This window comes from Candidatus Pseudomonas auctus (assembly GCF_048654275.1).
In the GTDB taxonomy this organism is placed as follows: domain Bacteria; phylum Pseudomonadota; class Gammaproteobacteria; order Pseudomonadales; family Pseudomonadaceae; genus Aquipseudomonas; species Aquipseudomonas pharyngis.
On record NZ_JBJYZK010000002.1, the window covers coordinates 202627 to 223446 of the forward strand.

Genomic DNA, 20820 nt, shown 5'->3' on the forward strand with positions numbered 1-20820 from the left:
GCGTGCATAAAGGCCGGGGTGGGCAGTGGCTGGCGAACCATACTAATAATTGGGGGATACACAATGAGCACGACCATTACGGCGGACGGCTTCAAAGCCGATCAGCCCGGGTTCCTGTCCAAGGAACGCATCATCGCCAAGCCCGGTTTCAACCGTTGGCTGGTCCCGCCGGCCGCTCTGGCCATTCACCTGTGCATCGGCATGGCCTACGGCTTCTCGGTGTTCTGGTTGCCGCTGTCCAAGGCGCTGGGCGTCACTGCTCCGGTGGCTTGCGCACCGGACATGAGCTTCATCGCACAAGTCTTCTCGTCGCAATGCGACTGGCCGATCTCCATGCTCGGCTGGATCTACACCCTGTTCTTCATCTTCCTCGGCTGCTCGGCAGCGATCTGGGGCGGCTGGCTCGAACATGCAGGTCCTCGCAAGGCCGGTGTTGTATCGGCACTTTGCTGGTGCGGCGGTCTGCTGATTTCTGCGCTGGGTATCTATACCCACCAGATCTGGCTGATGTGGATCGGCTCCGGCGTGATCGGCGGTATCGGTCTGGGCCTGGGGTACATCTCGCCAGTGTCGACCCTGATCAAGTGGTTCCCGGACAAGCGCGGCATGGCGACCGGCATGGCGATCATGGGCTTCGGCGGTGGCGCGATGGTCGGTGCGCCACTGGCGACCGCTCTGATGAGTCATTTCGCTTCGCCAACCGGTGTCGGCGTGTGGCAGAGCTTCGTGGCCATGGCGGCGATCTACTTCGTGTTCATGATCGGTGGCGCGCTGGCGTACCGCGTACCGCCAACCGGCTGGAAGCCTGAAGGCTGGACCGCGCCGGCGAAGAAAGCGTCGAACGCGATGATCACCCACCGTCACGTTCACGTGAATGTAGCGTGGAAAACCCCGCAATTCCGTCTGGTGTGGCTGGTGCTGTGCCTGAACGTGTCCGCCGGTATCGGCATCCTCGGCATGGCTTCGCCACTGTTGCAGGAAGTGTTCGGCGGCAAGCTGCTGGGTAACGATCTGCCGTTCGGTCAGCTGGACGCCGGTCAACTGGCTTCCATCGCTGCAATTGCGGCCGGTTTCACCGGTCTGCTGAGCCTGTTCAACATCGGCGGCCGTTTCTTCTGGGCCTCGTTCTCGGACTACCTGGGCCGCAAGAACACTTACTTCGTGTTCTTCGCACTGGGTTTTGCGCTGTACGCGCTGATCCCGAACCTCGGTCACCTGGGCAACGTTGCGCTGTTCGTGGCGGCGTTCTGCATCATCCTGTCGATGTACGGCGGTGGTTTCGCCACCGTTCCGGCGTATCTGGCCGACCTGTTCGGTACGCAAATGGTCGGCGCGATCCACGGTCGTCTGCTGACGGCCTGGGCTGCCGCTGGCGTGCTGGGTCCGGTGCTGGTGAACTACCTGCGTGAGTATCAGCTGAGCATCGGCGTTGAACGCGCCGCCGCTTACGACATCACCCTGTACATCCTCGCCGGCCTGCTGGTGCTGGGTTTCCTGTGCAACCTGCTGGTACGCCCGGTGGCCGACAAGTACTTCATGACCGACGCTGAACTGGCGGCCGAACAGGCGCTGGGCCACGACAAGGGTGCTGACGGCAGCACCGTGCTGGAGTGGAAAGCCGCGCCGGGCAGCAAGCCGTTGGCGATCGCTGCGTGGCTGGTGGTGGGGATTCCGTTGGCGTGGGGTGTGTGGGTGACCCTGCAGAAGACGGCGGTTCTGTTCCACTAAGTAGCCAAGCGCTGGCCTGAAAATCTTCAGGTCAGCGCCAAATCCTGTGGGAGCGAGCCTGCTCGCGATAGCGGTCTGACAGTCGACAGTGATGTTGAATGTACGACCCTCATCGCGAGCAGGCTCGCTCCCACAGTTGTTTTGGGCTGTCCGAAATGGCTTGTATGGACATGTCTATCCCCGACAGCGCGGGGTTCTATCCGTCAGTCATTCCACCTATCGTGTTTCTGTTTCGGCCCCGCGCCCCTATAATGGCTGCCTTTTTCGCCCAATGATTTTGCGGAGCTGGTGATGGCCGAACGTAAGGCGTCTGTCGAGCGCGACACTCTGGAAACCCAGATCAAAGCCTCGATCAACCTTGATGGCACCGGAAAGGCCCGATTCGATATCGGTGTTCCTTTTCTTGAGCACATGCTGGATCAGATCGCCCGTCACGGGCTGATCGACCTGGATATCCAATGCAAGGGCGATCTGCATATCGACGACCACCACACGGTGGAAGACGTCGGTATCACCCTCGGCCAGGCCTTCGCGCAAGCCATTGGCGACAAGAAAGGCATCCGTCGCTACGGCCACGCCTACGTGCCGCTCGATGAAGCGCTGTCGCGCGTGGTGATCGACTTCTCCGGCCGTCCGGGTCTGCAGATGCACGTGCCGTACACCCGCGCCACCGTTGGCGGCTTCGACGTCGACCTGTTCCAGGAATTCTTCCAGGGCTTCGTCAACCACGCGCTGGTCAGCCTGCACATCGACAACCTGCGCGGCACCAACACTCACCACCAGATCGAAACCGTGTTCAAGGCTTTCGGCCGCGCGTTGCGCATGGCCGTCGAGCTGGACGAGCGCATGGCCGGCCAGATGCCTTCGACCAAAGGCGTCCTGTAATGCAGACGGTTGCAGTTATCGATTACGGCATGGGCAACCTGCACTCGGTGGCCAAGGCTCTCGAGCATGTCGGTGCCGGCAAGGTGCTGATCACCAGCGATGCGGCAGTGATCCGCGAAGCTGACCGTGTGGTATTCCCCGGTGTCGGTGCGATTCGCGATTGCATGGCGGAGATCCGTCGCCTCGGTTTCGATTCGCTGGTACGTGAGGTCAGTCAGGACCGTCCGTTCCTCGGCATCTGCGTCGGCATGCAAGCCTTGCTCGACTCCAGCGAAGAAAACGACGGCGTCGACTGCATCGGCCTGTTCCCGGGCGCGGTGAAGTTCTTCGGCAAAGACCTGCATGAAGACGGCGAGCACCTGAAAGTCCCGCACATGGGCTGGAACGAAGTGAAGCAGGCGGTGGATCACCCGCTGTGGCACAACATTCCGGACCTGGCGCGTTTCTACTTCGTGCACAGCTACTACATCGCCGCCGGCAACGCGCGGCAGGTGGTCGGCAGCGGTCATTACGGCGTCGACTTCGCTGCGGCACTGGCCGAAGGTTCGCGTTTCGCCGTGCAGTTCCACCCGGAGAAGAGCCATACCCATGGCCTGCAATTGCTGCAGAACTTCGCGGCGTGGGACGGTCGCTGGTAAATGGCCGTCAAGAAATCCAAGCCGCCGATTCTGACCCTCACTCCCGAGCAGGAGAACGAGGCCAACCGCAAGATTCAGCGGTTCATGGAGGATCGTTTCGAACTGGACCTGGGTTCGTTCGAGGCGGCGGAAATTCTTGAGCTGTTTACCCGCGAAATTGCTCCGCACTATTACAACAGGGCGATTTTCGATGTGCAGACCCACCTCAAGGAGCGGTTTGAAAGCATCGAAAGCGACCTGTGGGCGCTCGAGAAAAACTGATTTCCGAGCCAAGCTGAACATTCAAATTTGAAGGTTTGCCAGATGCTGATTATTCCCGCTATCGATCTCAAAGACGGTGCCTGCGTACGTCTGCGCCAGGGCCGCATGGAAGATTCCACAGTGTTCTCCGATGACCCGGTGAGCATGGCTGCCAAGTGGGTGGAGGGCGGCTGCCGTCGTCTGCATCTGGTCGATCTGAACGGCGCTTTCGAAGGCCAGCCGGTCAACGGCGACGTGGTGACCGCGATCGCCAAGCGCTACCCGACCCTGCCGATCCAGATCGGCGGCGGCATCCGTTCGCTGGAAACCATCGAGCACTACGTCAAGGCGGGCGTCAGCTACGTGATCATCGGTACCAAAGCGGTGAAGGATCCGGCGTTCGTCGCTGAAGCCTGCCGCGCGTTCCCGGGCAAGATCATCGTCGGCCTCGACGCCAAAGACGGTTTTGTCGCCACCGATGGCTGGGCTGAAATCAGCACCGTGCAAGTCATCGACCTGGCCAGGCAGTTCGAAGCCGACGGCGTGTCCTCGATCGTTTATACCGACATCGCCAAAGACGGCATGATGCAGGGCTGCAACGTGCCGTTCACCGCTGCGCTGGCGGCTGCCACGAAGATCCCGGTGATCGCATCCGGCGGCATTCACAACCTGGGTGACATCAAGTCGCTGCTCGACGCCAAGGCACCGGGCATCATCGGTGCCATCACCGGCCGGGCGATTTACGAAGGCACTCTCGACGTCGCTGAAGCGCAAGCTTTCTGCGACTCGTACCAAGGCTGAGGACTGACCATGGCGCTGGCCAAACGCATCATCCCTTGCCTGGACGTGGACAACGGCCGGGTCGTCAAAGGTGTGAAGTTCGAAAACATCCGTGACGCCGGCGATCCGGTGGAAATCGCCCGTCGCTACGACGAGCAGGGTGCCGACGAGATTACCTTTCTCGACATCACCGCCAGCGTCGATGGCCGTGACACCACGCTGCACACCGTCGAGCGCATGGCCAGCCAGGTGTTCATCCCGCTGACCGTCGGCGGCGGCGTGCGGACCGTGCAGGATATCCGCAACCTGCTCAACGCCGGTGCGGACAAGGTGTCGATCAACACCGCTGCCGTATTCAACCCGGAATTCGTCGGCGAAGCGGCGCAGCATTTCGGCTCGCAATGCATCGTCGTCGCCATCGACGCGAAGAAGGTCTCCGGCCCGGGCGAAACCCCGCGCTGGGAGATCTTCACCCACGGCGGCCGCAAGCCGACCGGCCTCGACGCGGTCGAGTGGGCGAAAAAAATGGAAGGCCTGGGTGCCGGTGAAATCCTCCTGACCAGCATGGATCAGGACGGCATGAAAAACGGCTTCGACCTCGGTGTGACCCGCGCCATCAGCGATGCGCTGGGCATTCCGGTGATCGCTTCCGGTGGCGTCGGCAACCTGCAGCATCTGGCTGACGGCATCCTTGAAGGTCACGCCAGCGCGGTGCTGGCGGCGAGTATTTTCCACTTCGGCGAATACACCGTTCAGGAAGCCAAGGCTTACATGGCCCATCGCGGCATCGTAATGCGTTAAACATCCATACAGGCCAGTGGACAGTATGGCGTACCCAAGGCACTCTTGGGCACGCCATGGATTTCGGTAGCCCGACATGATCAAACGCCTGCTTCTCGCCCTCGCCAGTGCCTCCGTGTTGTTGATCAACAACGGCCACGCCGAAGAAAGTCCCGACACCGATCTGGTGCTCCTCACCGAAAACTTCCCGCCGTACAACATGGCGAAGAACGGCAAGAATTTCGCCCAGGACGAAAACATCAACGGCATCGCCACGGACATCGTGCGCGAGATGTTCAAGCGTGCCGGCATCACTTACAGCCTGACCCTGCGTTTCCCCTGGGAGCGGGTCTACAAGCTGGCACTGGAGAATCCCGGTTACGGTGCGTTCGTCATGGCGCGACTGCCGGACCGCGAAAAACTCTTCAAATGGGTCGGCCCGATCGGCCCGGACGACTGGGTCATGCTGGCCAAGGCCGACAGCAAGATCACTCTCGAAACCCTCAACGACGCGCGCAAATACAAGATTGGCGCCTACAAGGGCGATGCGATTGCCGAGACCCTGACCAAACAGGGGCTGAAGCCGGCAGTGGTGCTGCGCGATCAGGACAACGCCAGAAAACTGGTCAGCGGCCAGATCGACCTGTGGGCCACCGGCGACCCGGCCGGACGCTATCTGGCGCGCCAGGAAGGGGTAGCCGGGCTCAAAACCGTGTTGCGTTTCAACAGTGCCGAGCTTTATCTGGCGCTGAACAAGGACGTGCCGGACGAAGCCGTTGCCAAGCTTCAAGCCGCGCTCGATCAGATGCGCAAGGAAGGCGTGGTCGACGAAATCATGGGGCGCTATCTGTAGCAGTCGACGAGCCCGGCGACGATTGCGCAACAACGCCGGCGCCGCTCGTGATGGTTTCTGTCGATGGGTTTGCCGCCATGACAGGCATTGGGGTTGCTGTCTCGACGGCTTCTGGCGGGTATTCACTCATGACCAGGCGGGTGTCATCGGTGTAACCAAGCGGGACGGTGACTTCAGTGCCATCCTCCCGGACCAGCTCGTAGTGACTTTCCATCTGATACACCGCGACCGATTTGAGTTTCGCCGCCATGGCGATGACGACCCGAGAGCCTGATTCGCTCCACTCGCTGGAGGACGTTTCGGTGTGAGTGAAATCCCGCGGCAGGCACGCCGAGAACTTTGTTGCCCGGATATCACTGGGCATCGCAGCCGGCCAGGCCTTGGTGAATTCCACGGCGGTATGGCGATTGAATAGCCGCATGGCCGCTGCATTTTGCGCCCTTGGCGCTTTCCATTTGATCGACTGAGCCTGCTCCGTGGCATTTCGGCCGTACCCGACCAGCACATATTGGTCGGTTCTTTTCAGATCGTAGTAACGCGAATGGTGAAATCCATCATTGGGTTGAGCGTAATCCCTGACTGCAAACCACGGCAGGCGGGCAGTCTGCGTGACCCTCGCCACTGCACTTTCGGGATTCATGTGTGCAGTCAGTACCGGAGCTTCTGCAGGTACGCTGACTTGAACCGGAATCGGTATCCGTAATGCATACGCGAAAGGGCCGGTTGCCGGTTTGTTGTGGCTCGGGGCGCCGATGAAGGTGCCGGGCGCAAAGCAGATTTCGCCCGCCGCGGCGGTCGGGGGATCAATGCTCCAGGCGCTGAAGTTCAGCTTTGCACCACTGCCTTTGTCATCCCAGAGCAGATCGCCGAGGTCGGCAGCAACGACCAGATCGGCCCTGACGCAACGGATGGCGTTGAGTGAGGGTTTGCCGTGATCGCTGGAGCAGGTCATACCCAGCGCGACATAGCCTTGCGGCGCGATCGGGCGCCAGATCGAAGTGCGCGTCGCGGCTCCCGATCCGGATTCTTTCCAGACAAGTTCGAAGTCGGTGGGGCGGCTGAGTGCTTTGCCCCTGATGTTACCGTCGTCTTGTAACGTTGCCTCGCAGACCACTGCGGCGACAATTTCTCCGTTGATGGAGGTGGTGTTGGGGATGAGGATGTCTCCCAGCGGAAAGTATCCCGGCAGAAGATCGGGGGCCGGCGCAGGGCGCCAGAAGGTGGCGGGCCTGGCCCGTGTGCCGTTGCTGTTCCAGATACGGTTGAATTCGCTGGTGAAGTTGATCAGCAGGTTGTCGAGCCTGATCGGCTCCATTGGCCTGTCTCGCAATGAAGCATTGTCGTTGGTAGTCATAGTCAATCCTGATAATTGAATGGCAGCTCGAAAGAGTTGCGACCTGTGGCAGGTCTGACTATCCGGAAAGAGGGCAGGCGTCAGGCGGTAACTATTTATGGGCGTGTGTCGGTTTGTTACCGATAAATCCCGTCTTTGCCATGCGCGGCCGTGGCGCGATTGCTGCGCACACTGATCATCTGCTTGATGTCGATCCACTCGATGCCTTGGGCTTTCAGCTTCGGCAGTTCCCGCTCCAGCACTGCCAGCGTCTGTGGATAAGGGTGCCCGATCATCACGGCCGAACCCTGTTTGTGCGCCAGACTGATCGCTGTCTGCAATTGAGTCAGGATCGCCGCTTCTGTGCGCTCGTCATCGAGAAACACATCCCGCGAAACACTCGCCAGATCGATCTTTTGCGCTTGCTGCGCTGCCACAGTCTGCGCGCTGGTGCGGCTGTCGACGAAGAACTTGTGGCGGCGCTGCAACTCGCCCATCAACCACGCCATGGCCACCGGCTGTGCGGTCATGCGACTGCCCATGTGGTTGTTGATACCGGCGGTGTAGGGGACCATTTTGAACGCGGCATTCAGCCGTTTTTCGAGTTCTTCGATGGGCAGTTCGGGATGCCAGGCGAACGGGCCGGTGGCCGGGTCCATCGGCATGTGCAGGATCACGACCTTGCCGGCGCGATGGGCTTCGCGGGCGAATTCGGTGGCGTGCGGGGTGTCGGGCATGATCGCTGTGGTGACCGGGCCGGGCAGGGCCAGCACGCGGCGATCCCGGGGCAGGTTCTGCCCCAGGTCGTCGATGATCAGCGTCAGGTAGGCTTTTTGAGGTGTGGGTCTGGCAGGTTCTGCGTAGGCAGCACCCGCCAGACAGCACAGCAGGACAAAGAGGAAACGCAAAGACATCCTCAACGGCCGGACGTGATGCTCAGGCCTTTGAGCAGGCTCAGGGCCTGGGCCAACTGGTAATCGTCATCCTGCGGCATCGCCTTGGCCTTGCCGCCGGAGCCGGTCGGTTTGTCCGCGCCGCCGTTGCCGTTGCCCAGATGACCTTGCAGGTCGGCTTCCTTGAAGTAGTCGCTGTCCGCCTCGTTGGTGATCTTGGCGCGGCGCACTTCGATGTCCGGGACGATGCCCTGGGCCTGGATCGAGCGGCCGTTCGGCGTGAAGTACAGCGCCGTGGTGATCTTCAGCGCGCGGTCGTTGTTCAGCGGCAGCACGGTCTGCACCGAGCCCTTGCCGAAACTGGTGGTACCCATGACCACGGCGCGTTTCTGATCCTGCAGGGCGCCGGCGACGATTTCCGAAGCCGAGGCACTGCCACCGTTGATCAGCACGACCATCGGCACCGCTTCGCTTTCGTCCTTGCCGGTGGCGGAGAAGCGCAGTTCGGAATTGGCGATTCGGCCCTTGGTGTAGACGATCAGGCCTTTGGTGATGAAGTGATCGACCACTTCCACCGCCGCTTGCAGCACACCACCCGGGTTGTTGCGCAGGTCGAGGATGATGCCGTTGAGCTTCTTGCCGTTGTCCTTGCGCAGCTTGGCCAGGGCCTTGGAGACCTCCTCGCCGGTCTTGACCTGGAACTGGGTGATGCGGATCAGGCCGTAACCCGATTCCAGCAGTTGCGCCTTGACGCTCTTCACCTGAATCACCGCGCGGGCCAGGGTCACGTCGAACGGCGTGCCGCCGTCGCGCACCAGGGTCAGGGTGATCTTCTGGCCGATCTTGCCGCGCATCTTGTCCACGGCTTCGGTCATGGTCTGGCCGCGGGTCGGCGCCCCGTTGATCTTGACGATGAAGTCGCCGGCCTGGATGCCGGCCTTCGACGCCGGGGTGTCGTCGATTGGCGACACGACCTTGATGAAGCCGTCTTCGGCGCCGACCTCGATGCCCAGACCACCGAACTCACCGCTGGTGCTTTCCTGCAACTCGGCGAAGTCTTCAGGGCCGAGGTAGGCGGAGTGCGGATCGAGGTTGCTGAGCATGCCCTTGATCGCGTTTTCCAGCAGGGTCTTGTCGTCCACCGGTTCGACGTAGGCGGCCTTGATCCGGTCCATGACCTCGGCAAAGGTGCGCAGCTCTTCCAGCGGCAACGGCGCCTTGGAAGTCGCGGCAGTACCTGCCGGAGCGACGGCCGGAGCCGGTTGAGCGGCGAACGCCAGAGGCGCGCCGATCACCAGGGCGATCGTCAGGGCCAGCGAGGTAAGGCGGGACAAATGCAGCATGTCGAACGAACTCCTGAATTAGATGGCGTGCTTATCCTTGCGCACGGCACCATTGCGCCGGATCACTCGGGTGACCCTGCTGACGAATTGCGAAATACAGCGCTGGTGTGTCCTGGCCGCCACTGTTACCCACAGTGGAGATGGACTCACCGGCTTTTACCACGTCACCCGCAGACTTCAGCAGCGTCTGGTTGTGACCGTAAAGACTCAGAAAACCGTTGCCATGATCGAGAATCACCAGCAACCCGGCACCACGCAGCCAGTCGGCAAACACCACGCGCCCGCCGTGTACGGCATGCACCTGGCTGCCGGCGGAGGCGCTGATCATCACGCCGTCCCATTTGGTACGGGCATCGTCACCACGGGTTTCACCGAAGCGTGCCAGCAGTCGACCATCAACCGGCCATGGAAGTTTTCCCCGACTTGATGCAAAAGGGCCACCGAAGGTCTCGCCGCCGCTGGATACCAGGGCGCCGGGTGTCGATCTGACCGGTTTGCGTGGGGCGTCGGAGTTTTCCGCCTCGGCCTCACGCAAGCGCTTTTTTTCGGCTTCCTGCTGGGCGATGAGCGCTTTCTGCCGCGCTTCTTCTGCCTCGCGAGCCTGGCGGGCCAGGGTTTCTTCAATGGTTTTAAGGACTTTAGACAGATCTGCCTGATCCTGCTCGCGGGCGGCCAGTTTCTGGTCTCGGGCTTTCACGTCGTCATTGAGCTTGGCAAGGGCCTGCTGGCGCTCCTTGCGGACCTTGTCGAGCGCTTCGCGCCGAGTGTCGAGATCGTTTTGCTGTACCAGCAGCTGTGCTTGCTGCAAGCCGATGTCCTTTTCGACATTGGCCAGTTGGCGCAGGGTTTCGTTGAAGCTTTTAAGCTGCTCCAGGCGAGCCTGGCTCAGGTAGTCGTAATAGGTGAGGGTGCGGGCGAATTTCTCGGGATTCTGCTGGTTGAGCAGCAGTTTGAGGTATTCCTGGCGACCGTTCTGGTAGGCGGCGCGGGCCTGGATGGCGATCAGTCGCTGCTGTTCAGTGCGCGCGCTCTGGAGTTTTTTTTTCTCCGCATCGAGCCGCTGCAGCTCGGACTCGCTCTTCTTGAGCTCTTTCTGCAGGGCTTCGACCTGCTTCTCGAGCTTGCCCATCTCGGTTTCGGTGCCCTTGAGCTCCTTTTGTACCCCGGATTTTTCCTCCTGGAGCTTGCCCAGCAGTTTTTTCAGCTCGGCAATGTCCTGGCGCGTGGCGTCCAGTTGCTGTTGGGTTTGCGCGCGCTCATCCGCGAAGGCCGGTTGGAGCAGGCATGTCAGAGCGAGGGCGATCAGGACGCGAAGCATAGAGGCGGGCGGCACCAGGGTAAGGGACGGCCTAGTATGCCCGCCCGACGCGGCAAAAAAAACGCCTCAAAGCCAACTGCTTTGAGGCGTTCGTCATAAAAAGCCGTTTCAGGCTGATTACAGGGCGTTTTTGATATCAGACCAGAATCGAAGTGCCAGTCATTTCCGCCGGTTTTTCCAGGCCCAACAGTTTCAGCATGGTCGGCGCCACGTCCGCCAGCACGCCGCCTTCGCGGACTTTCAGGTCACGCTTGCCGACATAGATGAACGGCACCGGTTCGGTGGTGTGCGCGGTGTGCGCCTGGCCGGTGGATTCGTCGGCCATCTGCTCGACGTTGCCGTGGTCGGCGGTGATCAGTGCTTCGCCGCCGACCTTTTCCAGTGCCTCGACGATGCGGCCGACGCAGGTGTCCAGGCATTCCACGGCTTTCACAGCGGCTTCGAACACGCCGCTGTGGCCGACCATGTCGCCGTTGGCGTAGTTGACCACGATCACGTCGTAGCGCTGGTTCTCGATGGCCTCGACGATGCGATCGGTGACTTCCGGTGCGCTCATTTCCGGCTGCAAGTCATAGGTGGCGACTTTCGGCGACGGGATCAGGATGCGTTCTTCGCCCGGGAACGGCTCTTCGCGACCGCCGGAGAAGAAGAAGGTCACGTGGGCGTACTTCTCGGTTTCGGCGATGCGCAGCTGGGTCTTGCCGTTTTTCGCCAGATAGTCGCCGAGCACGTTTTCCAGGCTGCCGGGGGCAAAGGCTGCGGGTGCCGGGATGCTGGCGGCGTACTGGGTCAGGCCCACGTACTGCACTTTTGGCTGGCGTGCGCGCTCGAATTCCTTGAAGCCGTCTTCGACAAATACGCGGCTCAGCTCGCGGGCGCGGTCGGCGCGGAAGTTCATGAACACCACGGCGTCGCCGTCTTCGACTTTTACCGGCTCGCCGATGCTGGTGGCCTTGACGAACTCGTCGCTCTCGCCACGGGCATAAGCGGCTTCCAGACCTTCCTGGGCGGTGGCGGCGTTGAATTCGCCCTTGCCGTCAACGATCAGATTGTAGGCCTGGGCCACGCGATCCCAGCGGTTGTCGCGGTCCATGGCGTAATAGCGGCCGATCAGGCTGGCGATGCGTCCCTTGCCGAGGGCCTGGAAGGTCGCGTCGAGCAGTTCGATCGACGAGGCGGCGCTTTTCGGCGGCGTGTCACGGCCGTCGAGGAAGGCGTGCAGGTAGATCTTTTCGGCGCCGCGCTTGAAGGCCAGTTCGGCCATGGCGATCAGGTGATCCTGGTGGCTGTGAACGCCGCCATCCGACAGCAGGCCCATGAAGTGCACGGCCTTGCCGGCGGCCACGGCCTTGTCCACGGCGGCGCAGATGGTCGGGTTCTCGAAGAACTCGCCGTCGCGGATCGCTTTGGTCACACGGGTGAAGTCCTGATACACCACGCGGCCGGCGCCGAGGTTCATGTGGCCGACTTCAGAGTTGCCCATCTGGCCGTCCGGCAGACCGACGTCCATGCCGCTGCCCGAGATCAAGCCATTCGGCACGGTGGCCCACAGGCGATCCAGCACAGGCTTTTTGGCCGCATAGACGGCGTTGGATTCGGGGCTGTCGCTGTGACCGAAGCCGTCGAGAATCATCAGGACCAAAGGTTTAGGCGTGGTAGTCATGGAATCCACTCGTGGCTAATAAGAAGAGGGCGATGGAAAAGGGAGTTGGAGTTTAAAGCGAAGTTCCGGCGGCGTCACCGCCGGACGGGGTTTGGCCGACCATAGTGGCTGTGTATACTGGCCGACATTTTAACGCCCTGGAACCTCCTTCGATGGTTGCTCACCTGATTGAATTTGCCACTAACCACTACATTCTTGTCGGTATCTTCGTCGTACTGCTGGCTTTGCTGCTGGCGCATACGGTGCAGGGCGGCGGTAAAAGCCTGAGCACGGGCGAGCTGACCGCACTGGTCAACAAGGAAGCCGGCGTGGTGGTGGACATCCGTCCGAGCAAGGATTACGCCGCCGGTCACATCGTTGGCGCGGTGAACATTCCCCAGGACAAACTGGCCGCCCGCATCGGCGAGCTGGAAAAACACAAGGCCAAGACCATCATTCTGGTCGACGCCCTGGGCCAGACCGCCGGCACCCATGCCCGCGAGCTGATGAAGGCCGGCTTCACCGCCGCCAAGCTGTCCGGCGGGATTTCCAGCTGGAAAGGCGACAACCTGCCGTTGGTGAAGTGACATGAGCGACGTCATCGTCTACTCCAGCGATTACTGCCCTTACTGCTCGCGTGCCAAGTACCTGCTCGCGAACAAAGGCGTGGCCTTCGAAGAGATCAAGGTCGATGGCAAGCCGCAGGTGCGCGCCGCCATGGCCCAGAAGGCCGGACGCACGTCCGTGCCGCAGATCTGGATCGGCGACACCCACGTCGGCGGATGTGATGATTTGTATGCCCTGGAGCGCGCCGGCAAGCTCGACGCGCTGCTCAAGGCCTGACCTGCTGCACACGTAAAGAACCCTAAAAGACCCAAGATCAGAAAGGATCTGAGATGACTGACCAACAGAACACTGCAGCCAGCGAAGAAGAAACCGCACCGCAATTCTCCTTGCAGCGCATCTACGTACGCGACCTGTCCTTCGAAGCCCCGAAAAGCCCGGCGATCTTCCGCCAGCAGTGGGACCCGGCGGTCGCTCTGGATCTGAACACCCGCCAGAAAGCCCTGGAAGGTGATTTCTACGAAGTCGTGCTGACCCTGTCCGTCACCGTGAAAAACGGTGAAGAAGTGGCCTTCATCGCTGAAGTGCAACAGGCCGGTATCTTCCTGATCAAAAACCTGGACGCGGCTTCCATGAGCCACACCCTGGGTGCGTTCTGCCCGAACATCCTGTTCCCGTACGCTCGCGAAACCCTGGACAGCCTGGTGACCCGTGGTTCGTTCCCGGCCCTGATGCTGGCCCCGGTGAACTTCGACGCCCTGTACGCGCAAGAGCTGCAGCGCATGCAGGAATCCGGCGAGACCCCGACCGTTCAGTAAATGATCTGAGCGTTGACGCAAGTCCAATGTGGGAGCGGGCTTGCTCGCGAAAGCGGTGTGTCAGGTGGCATAAATGTCATCTGATGCGGCCCCTTCGCGAGCAAGCCCGCTCCCACATTTGTTATGCGGTGTTATTTGAAGTCGTTCTGCCGCCACGCTTCGTAAACGGCCACTGCCACGGTGTTGGACAGGTTCAGGCTGCGGCATCCTTCGCGCATCGGCAGGCGCAGGCGCTGTTCGCCGGGCAGGGCGTCGAGCACTTCCGGCGGCAGGCCACGGCTTTCCGGGCCGAAGATGAATGCATCGCCGGGGACGAACGCGGCATCGTGAAACGGCCGCGAACCCTTGGTGGTGAAGGCGAACAGCCGTGGATGACCGAGGCTTTCCAGGCAACTGGCGAGGTCGGCATGACGCTGCAAGGTGGCATACTCGTGGTAGTCGAGACCGGCGCGGCGCAAGCGCTTGTCGTCCATCTCGAAGCCCAGCGGTTCGATCAAATGCAGGTGGCAGCCGCTGTTGGCGCACAGCCTGATAACGTTGCCGGTGTTCGGCGGAATTTCCGGTTGAAAAAGGATGACGTGAAACATGCACGGCTCCGAAGGTAAAGATGACGCGCATTCTACGCCGCAAGCGGATCCGCGTTCGAAACTATTCCCGCGGGTGATGGCCTCACTGGCGATCGTCGGTGTGATGGTCGGGATGATGATCGGCCGTTTGACCACGCCTGACCCAACCGTCTTGCAGCAGGTCGAGGTGATCGATGGCGGGCTGGCGGTCTGGTTCAACAACGAGCCGAAGCTGCATGGCGAGATCGTCGATGGCAGCGTTGCGCTGTTGTTCGAGGCCGAAGGCCAGGCGCAGAAAGGTCAGCTCAAGTTCAACGGCAAGGACGTGAACTGGCGGACGCGGTTGAGTGACGGGGGATTGTTGCTGACGCTGGTGGCGGCGCGGCCGCTGCAGGGCGACTGGGCCGGCCAGGCGGTCGATGACCGCTGGCGGCTGGAGATCCATCTCCGGGAGCAATAAAAGAGGGAATCCCCGGCCTGCCTGTACCAAGGTTCCCGAAACGGGCGGGCTCATCGCATCGCGTTCTGAGCCAGTGTAAAGAAGGAACCCCTGACCTGCCTGTATCAAGGGCCCCAAAAGGGTGGACTCGATGAGTCCGGTGTAAAGAGGGGAATCCCCGGCCTGCCTGTACCAAGGCCCCCGAAAGGGTGGGTGAATCGAATCACCTGATGGAGTTATTGCAGGGGGCGTGCCAGTTTTTCTCGTTTTGATACAAAAAAGCCCGATACAACGACGAAGGCCCCGTAATACGGGGCCTTCGTCTTTTCACAGGATAGGATTTTCAGCTGTTTACAGTGCAAGCCTGGGCCAATGACCGTGCCCGATTAAGGGTCACGGTGCCTTGCAGCGGTGCAGGCTGGCACTGAATCTCAGCCTTCATCACCCTCATCGTCATCCCCGCCATCGACCTTCATGCCGAGTTCCTTGATCTTGCGGGTCAGGGTGTTCCGGCCCCAGCCCAGCAGCACGGCAGCGTCGCGACGACGCCCGGCGGTGTGCTTCAGAGCCGTTTCGATCATGATTCGCTCGAACGCCGGCACCGCGCTGTCGAGCAGGCTCGACTGCCCGCGTGCCAGGGCCTGATCGGCCCATTGGCGCAGCGCCTGTTCCCAGTTGGTCACCGGCGCCGAGTCCTGCGGCAGGCTCAGCAGTTCCGGCGGCAGGTCGCTGATATGCACCTCGCGCCCGGACGCCATCACGGTGATCCAGCGGCAGGTGTTTTCCAGCTGCCGCACGTTGCCCGGCCAAGGCAGGTTCTTCAGGTATTCCTCGGTCTCGCTTTTCAGCAGCTTCGGCTCCACCGCCAGTTCTTGCGCGGCGCGGCTGAGGAAGTGCTTGGCCAGGGTCGGGATGTCTTCGCGACGGTCCGACAGACGCGGGATGTGGATGCGGATCACGTTGAGGCGGTGGAACAAGTCCTCACGGAATTTCCCGGCGTGAACCAGGGTTTCCAGATTCTGGTGGGTCGCCGCGATGATCCGCACATCGACTTTGACCGGCACGTGCCCGCCAACGCGATAGAACTCGCCATCGGCCAGCACCCGCAGCAGGCGAGTCTGGGTGTCCGCCGGCATGTCGCCGATTTCATCGAGGAACAGCGTGCCGCCGTCGGCCTGTTCGAAACGGCCACGACGCAGGTTGGCCGCACCGGTGAACGCGCCTTTTTCGTGGCCGAACAGTTCGGATTCCATCAGGTCTTTCGGGATCGCCGCCATGTTCAGCGCGATGAACGGCGAGGCCGCGCGCGGGCTGTGGCGGTGCAGGGCGTGGGCCACCAGTTCTTTGCCGGTGCCGGATTCGCCGTTGATCAGCACGGTGATGTTGGAGTGGCTCAAGCGCCCGATGGCGCGAAACACTTCCTGCATCGCCGGCGCTTCGCCGATGATTTCCGGGGTGCGGGTCAGGGTCGGGGCGACTTCCAGGCCTTGTTGTTCCTGGGCGTGCTGATTGGCGCGTTTGACCAGCGATACCGCTTCGTCAACGTCGAACGGCTTGGGCAGGTATTCGAACGCGCCACCCTGATAGGAGGCGACAGCGCTGTCCAGATCGGAATGAGCGGTCATGATGATCACCGGCAGCCGCGGGTGCTGCTCGCGGATCCGTGCCAGCAGGTCCAGGCCACTGGCGCCGGGCATGCGGATGTCGGAGATGATCACGTCCGGCTGTTGGCGCGCGAGGCGGCTCATCACGCCATCGGCGCTGTCGAAGCTCTGGGTGGTCATGCCTTCCTGTTGCAGGGCTTTTTCCAGAACCCAACGGATAGAACGGTCGTCATCGACGATCCACACGGTTTCACTACGGCTCATGTCGATGTGGCTCCTTGTTCCAGTGGCAGAAAGATCGAGAACGTGGTGTGGCCTGGATGGCTGTCACACTCGATCAGGCCCTGGTGCTGGCTGATGATGTTCTGGGTGATGGCCAGGCCGAGCCCGGTACCGTCCGGACGGCCGCTGACCATGGGAAAGAAGATGGTTTCCTGCAGTTCCGCCGGAATGCCCGGACCGTTGTCGATGATCTCGATCTTGGTCACCAGGCGATGACGGACGTGGCCGATGGTGAACTGGCGCATGGCGCGGGTGCGCAGGCTGATGCGGCCCAGGCGCAGCTCGTTCTGGCTGCTGATGGCCTGCATCGCGTTGCGCACGATGTTCAGCACCGCCTGAATCATTTGTTCGCGGTCGATCAGGACATCGGGGATGCTCGGGTCGTAATCGCGCACCAGTGTGATGCAGCCCTGGCTTTCGGCCTCGACCAGTTGGCAGACGCGCTCCAGCACTTCGTGGACGTTGCACAGGGCCAGCGACGGCAGTTTGTTCGAACCGAGCATGCGGTCGACCAGATTGCGCAGGCGGTCGGCCTCTTCGATGATCACGTTGGTGTAGTCGCGCAGGCTGTCTTCCGGCAGTTCCCGGGCCAGCAGTTGCGCGGCGCCACGGATGCCGCCCAGCGGATTCTTGATTTCGTGGGCCAGGCCGCGCACCAGCATCTTGCTGGTTTCCTGCTTCGACAACTGGGCCTCTTCCTTGGTGATCCGTAGCAGACGGTCACGGGGATGGACTTCCAGCAGGAGCAGGGTCGCGCCGTTGCTGAGGATCGGCGTTACCGCGTAATCCACGGTCAGGGTCTGGCCGGTGAGGGCGGTGAGCATCGCTTCGCGCTTGGTGAACGGGTGCGCCTGCTCCACCGCCTGACGCAACGAGTTGAGCGCCTCGGTGGACTCGGTGAACAGCTCGCTGATGAACTGCCCATGGCTGCGCTGACCGCTGATGGCCAGCAGCATCTCCGCCGCCGGGTTCATGTACTCGAGGCGCAATTCGCTGTCGAGCAGGATGGTGGCGGTGGTCAGGTTGTCGAGTAGCAAGCGATGCAGTGCGTCACTGATGGTCATGAGGACCTCTTTTGGAGCATGGCGCGCGCAGGGATACAGCGCTGATGCGAGGAAAATGCAAAAACCAAACCAAGGCTCCGAAAAGAAGCGTTCAACCCCTGAAACGGGCGTTTGACGCTCGTTTGCGTGGCAGTCAAACCGCTCTCGCGGGTACTTTCGAACCAAAATGGGTTGGAATGTGAGTACGGTGCAGCGTATTGCACCAATATAGTGCGCAAAGCTGAACGGCGTCAGAAGAAACGCAGGAAAGGATTTTTCGGTTCGGCGGGTTTGTCTTTCAGCGGGCATTCCGGGCGCACGCCGTAGTCGGCGCTGACGCACGGTTTGACCTGACGCTTCTGTGCCAGGGAAATGCGCTGCATGTGGAACGGCTGGTTGGCGGTTTTCTCCACCGTTCGACCCTGAGCATCGAGGATCTCCACCGACAGGTTGTGGCTGCCACGATCGATGTTGCTCAGCGGGAACACCGGGCTCAGGCCGGGTTCGCCGACGGCCTGGCCATCCAGCAGCAGGCGATACCGATGACCTTTTTGCAGGCCCGGCTCGCTGGTGACGCTGACGATCAGTTCGCCGGCGCTGCTGCGAATGGTCGCGTCCGGCTCGGGGATCAGCACCCGCAGCATGTCGTAGTGGAACAGCGGCGGCTCTGCTGATTTTTTCGACGGCGTGACCGGTGCAGCGGCGGTCGGATTCGAGGCCATCCGATTGCTGTTAGCCAGCGGCACACGCTTGGCGTTGCCCCGTGGTTGATCGGTGTAGACCCGATTGCCCTGTGCGTCGACGTAAGTGAACACCTCGGCCGATGCGCCAGACGCGATCAGCGACAGGCACAAGGCAATCAATCCCCGTGTCATGGCTTGTGCACCCGCTGCACGGTGAACACCACCGCAGGACTCTGCTGAATGATCGCCTCGCCATTGATTACCTGCACCGCGAGCCGATGCTCGCCCCGGTCAACGTTCACCAGTTGCAGGATCGGCACATTGCTCGGTTGGCCATAAGGCGCGTCGTCCAGCAGCAGGCGCAATTGATGCGGCGGTTGCAGGCGCGGCTTGATCAGCACGCTGACCGTGAAGGTGCCGTTGTTGGCGCGCAGTGCCTCTTCGGTGGGCAGGCCGGTCAGCTCAAGCACTTCATAGGCATTGCGTGCTGGCGCAGGGCTGGGGGTGTCTGAAGAGGGTGGGCTCGGTGCCTGGGGCTGAACGCTGTTGAGCGGCGGCAACTCCACCGGCTGCGCCTGCACGCCGTCCGGCGCGTGATCGCTGTACACCGTGTTGCCGCTGGCATCGGTGTACTTGTAGATCTGCACGGCAGCGGGCAGGGCGATCAGCAGCAAAATACAGAGAAGGGTGCGACCCATGAAATCGACCGGAAACGAAAACGATGGGTTGCAGCATAGGCCAGTCGCGGCGGTTGGCCCAACTTGCTGCACATCCAGAAATGTATTCAAGCACCACAGGGTGGTGCATCGCCAACAAATTCCGGCCAATAAAAAAGGCCTCCCGAAGGAGGCCTCTCTTTTGTCACGCCGCGTAGCGCGGCGCTACCGGATCAGCAGCTGTAGTACAGCTCATATTCCAGTGGGTGTACGAAGGTGCGGACCTTGATTTCTTCTTCGGATTTCAGCGCGATGTAAGCGTCGATGAAGTCGTCGGAGAACACGCCGCCCTTGGTCAGGAACGCACGGCCCTTGTCCAGCTCTTCCAGGGCTTCTTTCAGGCTGCCGCAAACTTGCGGGATCTCTTTCGCCTCTTCAGGCGGCAGGTCGTACAGGTTCTTGTCGGCAGCATCGCCTGGGTGGATCTTGTTCTGGATACCGTCCAGACCTGCCATCAGCAGCGCTGCGAAAGCCAGGTACGGGTTGGCAGCCGGATCCGGGAAGCGGGCTTCGATACGACGGCCTTTAGGGCTGTTGACGTAAGGAATACGGATCGAGGCGGAACGGTTGCGAGCCGAGTAGGCCAGCATCACTGGAGCTTCGAAGCCTGGCACCAGACGCTTGTAGGAGTTGGTGGCCGGGTTGGTGAAGCCGTTCAGGGCCTTACCGTGCTTGATGATGCCGCCGATGAAGTACAGGGCGGTGTCGGACAGGCCGGCATAACCTTCACCCGCGAAGGTGTTCTTGCCATCTTTGGAGATGGACATGTGAACGTGCATGCCCGAACCGTTGTCGCCGTACAGAGGCTTCGGCATGAAGGTCGCGGTGCGGCCGTAGGCGTCGGCAACGTTGTGCACAACGTACTTCAGGGTCTGGGTTTCGTCGGCTTTCTTCACCAGGGTGTTGAACTTGACGCCGATTTCGTTCTGGCCGGCAGTTGCCACTTCGTGGTGGTGAACTTCAACGGTCAGGCCCATTTCTTCCAGTGCGTTGCACATGGAGGTACGGATTTCGTGGTCGTGGTCGAACGGCGGAACCGGGAAGTAGCCGCCTTTCACGCCTGGACGGTGGCCTTTGTTGCCGCCTTCCACGTCCTGGTCGGACATCCACGAGCCTTGCTCGGAGTAGATCTTGAACATGGAGCCGGAGATGTCGGACTTGAACTTCACTTCGTCGAAGATGAAGAACTCAGGCTCTGGACCGGCGAATACGGTGTCACCGATACCGGTGGTCTTCAGGTATTCCTCGGCGCGGCGGGCGATGGCGCGCGGGTCGCGATCGTAACCTTGCATGGTCGAAGGTTCGATGATGTCGCAGACCAGGATCAGGGTCGGCTCTTCGGTGAACGGGTCCAGAACGGCGGTTTCGTCGTCCGGCAGCAGGATCATGTCGGAGGCTTCGATGCCTTTCCAGCCAGCGATGGAGGAACCGTCGAACATCTTGCCAACTTCGAAGAAGTCGTCTTCCAGCGCATCGCGAGCCGGCATGGTCACGTGGTGCTGAGTGCCTTTGGTGTCCGTGAAGCGCAGATCAATCCACTTGACGTCATGATCTTTGATGAGTTGAACCGACTTCGACATAGTGTCCTCCGGGTGAATTAGGGCGGGTAGTGGATGCCCTTAATAGTGGTGATGCCGGCGCGAATACTCTGCCAAGGCAACCTGCCTCACAA

The 20820-nt window shown here is 61.3% G+C and carries 22 protein-coding genes; 11 read left to right on the plus strand and 11 right to left on the minus strand.

Annotated elements, in window-relative coordinates:
• Positions 1-63 precede the first annotated feature (63 nt).
• The 7 genes from ACKUG4_RS04515 (at position 64) to ACKUG4_RS04545 (ending at position 5904) form a co-directional block, all read left to right on the plus strand.
• A complete protein-coding gene (locus tag ACKUG4_RS04515; RefSeq protein WP_039764668.1) occupies positions 64-1728 on the plus strand; it encodes an OFA family MFS transporter in 1665 nt (554 codons plus the stop codon).
• Positions 1729-2019: 291 nt separating this feature from the next.
• Positions 2020-2613 carry an imidazoleglycerol-phosphate dehydratase HisB gene (hisB, locus tag ACKUG4_RS04520; protein ID WP_039764670.1) on the plus strand — a complete coding sequence of 198 codons (594 nt, stop codon included), beginning with the start codon at positions 2020-2022 and terminating at the stop codon, positions 2611-2613.
• Positions 2613-3251, plus strand: coding sequence for an imidazole glycerol phosphate synthase subunit HisH (gene hisH, locus ACKUG4_RS04525; protein ID WP_440813401.1), 639 nt, complete (start codon positions 2613-2615; stop codon positions 3249-3251). The genes hisB and hisH overlap by 1 nt, the downstream gene beginning before the upstream one ends.
• Positions 3252-3512: a DUF2164 domain-containing protein gene (locus tag ACKUG4_RS04530; protein ID WP_025110933.1), complete on the plus strand. Its 261-nt coding sequence runs from the start codon at positions 3252-3254 to the stop codon at positions 3510-3512. It abuts the gene before it with no gap.
• Positions 3513-3554: 42 nt separating this feature from the next.
• On the plus strand, positions 3555-4292 hold the full coding sequence (gene hisA / locus ACKUG4_RS04535; RefSeq protein ID WP_445433540.1) for a 1-(5-phosphoribosyl)-5-[(5-phosphoribosylamino)methylideneamino]imidazole-4-carboxamide isomerase: 738 nt from the start codon (positions 3555-3557) through the stop codon (positions 4290-4292).
• 9 nt (positions 4293-4301) lie between these two features.
• The gene (hisF, locus tag ACKUG4_RS04540; RefSeq protein WP_007897430.1) at positions 4302-5072 is read left to right on the plus strand and encodes an imidazole glycerol phosphate synthase subunit HisF; all 771 of its coding nucleotides are present in this window, start codon (positions 4302-4304) and stop codon (positions 5070-5072) included.
• Between the two features lie 76 nt (positions 5073-5148).
• On the plus strand, positions 5149-5904 hold the full coding sequence (locus ACKUG4_RS04545) for a substrate-binding periplasmic protein (RefSeq protein WP_445433541.1): 756 nt from the start codon (positions 5149-5151) through the stop codon (positions 5902-5904).
• Here ACKUG4_RS04545 and ACKUG4_RS04550 read toward each other — a convergent pair.
• From ACKUG4_RS04550 to gpmI, 5 genes are all read right to left on the minus strand, one after another.
• Positions 5885-7258 carry a Vps62-related protein gene (locus ACKUG4_RS04550; RefSeq protein WP_082934350.1) on the minus strand — a complete coding sequence of 458 codons (1374 nt, stop codon included), beginning with the start codon at positions 7256-7258 and terminating at the stop codon, positions 5885-5887. The two genes, ACKUG4_RS04545 and ACKUG4_RS04550, sit on opposite strands and share 20 nt — an antisense overlap.
• Before the next feature lie 116 nt (positions 7259-7374).
• Complete coding sequence (locus ACKUG4_RS04555; RefSeq protein ID WP_085647987.1) at positions 7375-8151, minus strand: divergent polysaccharide deacetylase family protein; 777 nt, start codon at positions 8149-8151, stop codon at positions 7375-7377.
• Between the two features lie 2 nt (positions 8152-8153).
• Positions 8154-9473 carry a S41 family peptidase gene (locus ACKUG4_RS04560; RefSeq protein WP_011332024.1) on the minus strand — a complete coding sequence of 440 codons (1320 nt, stop codon included), beginning with the start codon at positions 9471-9473 and terminating at the stop codon, positions 8154-8156.
• A gap of 31 nt (positions 9474-9504) precedes the next feature.
• A complete protein-coding gene (locus ACKUG4_RS04565; RefSeq protein ID WP_236188724.1) occupies positions 9505-10791 on the minus strand; it encodes a murein hydrolase activator EnvC family protein in 1287 nt (428 codons plus the stop codon).
• 136 nt (positions 10792-10927) lie between these two features.
• On the minus strand, positions 10928-12454 hold the full coding sequence (gpmI, locus tag ACKUG4_RS04570) for a 2,3-bisphosphoglycerate-independent phosphoglycerate mutase (protein WP_064592833.1): 1527 nt from the start codon (positions 12452-12454) through the stop codon (positions 10928-10930).
• Between the two features lie 152 nt (positions 12455-12606).
• Here gpmI and ACKUG4_RS04575 point away from each other — a divergent pair, with 152 nt between their 5' ends.
• From ACKUG4_RS04575 to secB, 3 genes are read left to right on the plus strand one after another with little or no spacing between them, the layout of a single operon-like run.
• Positions 12607-13020, plus strand: a complete 414-nt coding sequence (locus tag ACKUG4_RS04575; RefSeq protein ID WP_007952524.1) for a rhodanese-like domain-containing protein — start codon at positions 12607-12609, stop codon at positions 13018-13020.
• 1 nt (position 13021) lies between these two features.
• A complete protein-coding gene (gene grxC / locus ACKUG4_RS04580) occupies positions 13022-13276 on the plus strand; it encodes a glutaredoxin 3 (protein WP_007952522.1) in 255 nt (84 codons plus the stop codon).
• A gap of 53 nt (positions 13277-13329) precedes the next feature.
• Entirely contained in the window at positions 13330-13815 is a 486-nt protein-coding gene (gene secB, locus ACKUG4_RS04585) for a protein-export chaperone SecB (RefSeq protein WP_007909233.1), read from the plus strand.
• Between the two features lie 131 nt (positions 13816-13946).
• Here secB and ACKUG4_RS04590 read toward each other — a convergent pair whose 3' ends face one another.
• Entirely contained in the window at positions 13947-14402 is a 456-nt protein-coding gene (locus ACKUG4_RS04590; protein WP_007952520.1) for a tRNA (cytidine(34)-2'-O)-methyltransferase, read from the minus strand.
• Here ACKUG4_RS04590 and ACKUG4_RS04595 point away from each other — a divergent pair.
• Complete coding sequence (locus ACKUG4_RS04595; protein ID WP_064592837.1) at positions 14401-14841, plus strand: hypothetical protein; 441 nt, start codon at positions 14401-14403, stop codon at positions 14839-14841. The genes ACKUG4_RS04590 and ACKUG4_RS04595 overlap by 2 nt on opposite strands.
• A 410-nt stretch (positions 14842-15251) precedes the next feature.
• Here ACKUG4_RS04595 and ntrC read toward each other — a convergent pair whose 3' ends face one another.
• The 5 genes from ntrC to glnA all read right to left on the minus strand — a co-directional run bounded on the left by ntrC (position 15252) and on the right by glnA (position 20728).
• Complete coding sequence (ntrC, locus tag ACKUG4_RS04600) at positions 15252-16688, minus strand: nitrogen regulation protein NR(I) (RefSeq protein ID WP_007952518.1); 1437 nt, start codon at positions 16686-16688, stop codon at positions 15252-15254.
• Complete coding sequence (gene glnL, locus ACKUG4_RS04605; protein ID WP_007952516.1) at positions 16685-17770, minus strand: nitrogen regulation protein NR(II); 1086 nt, start codon at positions 17768-17770, stop codon at positions 16685-16687. Before glnL ends, ntrC begins: the two co-directional genes overlap by 4 nt.
• A gap of 230 nt (positions 17771-18000) precedes the next feature.
• Complete coding sequence (locus ACKUG4_RS04610) at positions 18001-18624, minus strand: DUF4124 domain-containing protein (RefSeq protein WP_445433542.1); 624 nt, start codon at positions 18622-18624, stop codon at positions 18001-18003.
• On the minus strand, positions 18621-19130 hold the full coding sequence (locus ACKUG4_RS04615) for a DUF4124 domain-containing protein (RefSeq protein WP_445433543.1): 510 nt from the start codon (positions 19128-19130) through the stop codon (positions 18621-18623). Before ACKUG4_RS04615 ends, ACKUG4_RS04610 begins: the two co-directional genes overlap by 4 nt.
• Positions 19131-19321: 191 nt before the next feature.
• Positions 19322-20728, minus strand: a complete 1407-nt coding sequence (glnA, locus tag ACKUG4_RS04620) for a glutamate--ammonia ligase (RefSeq protein ID WP_011332032.1) — start codon at positions 20726-20728, stop codon at positions 19322-19324.
• Between the last annotated feature and the right edge of the window lie 92 nt (positions 20729-20820).

Bases quoted from the DNA above. Each gene is read 5' to 3' on its own strand.
- ACKUG4_RS04515 (WP_039764668.1), top strand. From the start codon at position 64: ATGAGCACGACCATTACGGCGGACGGCTTCAAAGCCGATCAGCCCGGG.
- hisB (WP_039764670.1), top strand. From the start codon at position 2,020: ATGGCCGAACGTAAGGCGTCTGTCGAGCGCGACACTCTGGAAACCCAG.
- hisH (WP_440813401.1), top strand. From the start codon at position 2,613: ATGCAGACGGTTGCAGTTATCGATTACGGCATGGGCAACCTGCACTCG.
- ACKUG4_RS04530 (WP_025110933.1), top strand. From the start codon at position 3,252: ATGGCCGTCAAGAAATCCAAGCCGCCGATTCTGACCCTCACTCCCGAG.
- hisA (WP_445433540.1), top strand. From the start codon at position 3,555: ATGCTGATTATTCCCGCTATCGATCTCAAAGACGGTGCCTGCGTACGT.
- hisF (WP_007897430.1), top strand. From the start codon at position 4,302: ATGGCGCTGGCCAAACGCATCATCCCTTGCCTGGACGTGGACAACGGC.
- ACKUG4_RS04545 (WP_445433541.1), top strand. From the start codon at position 5,149: ATGATCAAACGCCTGCTTCTCGCCCTCGCCAGTGCCTCCGTGTTGTTG.
- ACKUG4_RS04550 (WP_082934350.1), bottom strand. From the start codon at position 7,258: ATGACTACCAACGACAATGCTTCATTGCGAGACAGGCCAATGGAGCCG.
- ACKUG4_RS04555 (WP_085647987.1), bottom strand. From the start codon at position 8,151: ATGTCTTTGCGTTTCCTCTTTGTCCTGCTGTGCTGTCTGGCGGGTGCT.
- ACKUG4_RS04560 (WP_011332024.1), bottom strand. From the start codon at position 9,473: ATGCTGCATTTGTCCCGCCTTACCTCGCTGGCCCTGACGATCGCCCTG.
- ACKUG4_RS04565 (WP_236188724.1), bottom strand. From the start codon at position 10,791: ATGCTTCGCGTCCTGATCGCCCTCGCTCTGACATGCCTGCTCCAACCG.
- gpmI (WP_064592833.1), bottom strand. From the start codon at position 12,454: ATGACTACCACGCCTAAACCTTTGGTCCTGATGATTCTCGACGGCTTC.
- ACKUG4_RS04575 (WP_007952524.1), top strand. From the start codon at position 12,607: ATGGTTGCTCACCTGATTGAATTTGCCACTAACCACTACATTCTTGTC.
- grxC (WP_007952522.1), top strand. From the start codon at position 13,022: ATGAGCGACGTCATCGTCTACTCCAGCGATTACTGCCCTTACTGCTCG.
- secB (WP_007909233.1), top strand. From the start codon at position 13,330: ATGACTGACCAACAGAACACTGCAGCCAGCGAAGAAGAAACCGCACCG.
- ACKUG4_RS04595 (WP_064592837.1), top strand. From the start codon at position 14,401: ATGCACGGCTCCGAAGGTAAAGATGACGCGCATTCTACGCCGCAAGCG.
- ACKUG4_RS04590 (WP_007952520.1), bottom strand. From the start codon at position 14,402: ATGTTTCACGTCATCCTTTTTCAACCGGAAATTCCGCCGAACACCGGC.
- ntrC (WP_007952518.1), bottom strand. From the start codon at position 16,688: ATGAGCCGTAGTGAAACCGTGTGGATCGTCGATGACGACCGTTCTATC.
- glnL (WP_007952516.1), bottom strand. From the start codon at position 17,770: ATGACCATCAGTGACGCACTGCATCGCTTGCTACTCGACAACCTGACC.
- ACKUG4_RS04610 (WP_445433542.1), bottom strand. From the start codon at position 18,624: ATGACACGGGGATTGATTGCCTTGTGCCTGTCGCTGATCGCGTCTGGC.
- ACKUG4_RS04615 (WP_445433543.1), bottom strand. From the start codon at position 19,130: ATGGGTCGCACCCTTCTCTGTATTTTGCTGCTGATCGCCCTGCCCGCT.
- glnA (WP_011332032.1), bottom strand. From the start codon at position 20,728: ATGTCGAAGTCGGTTCAACTCATCAAAGATCATGACGTCAAGTGGATT.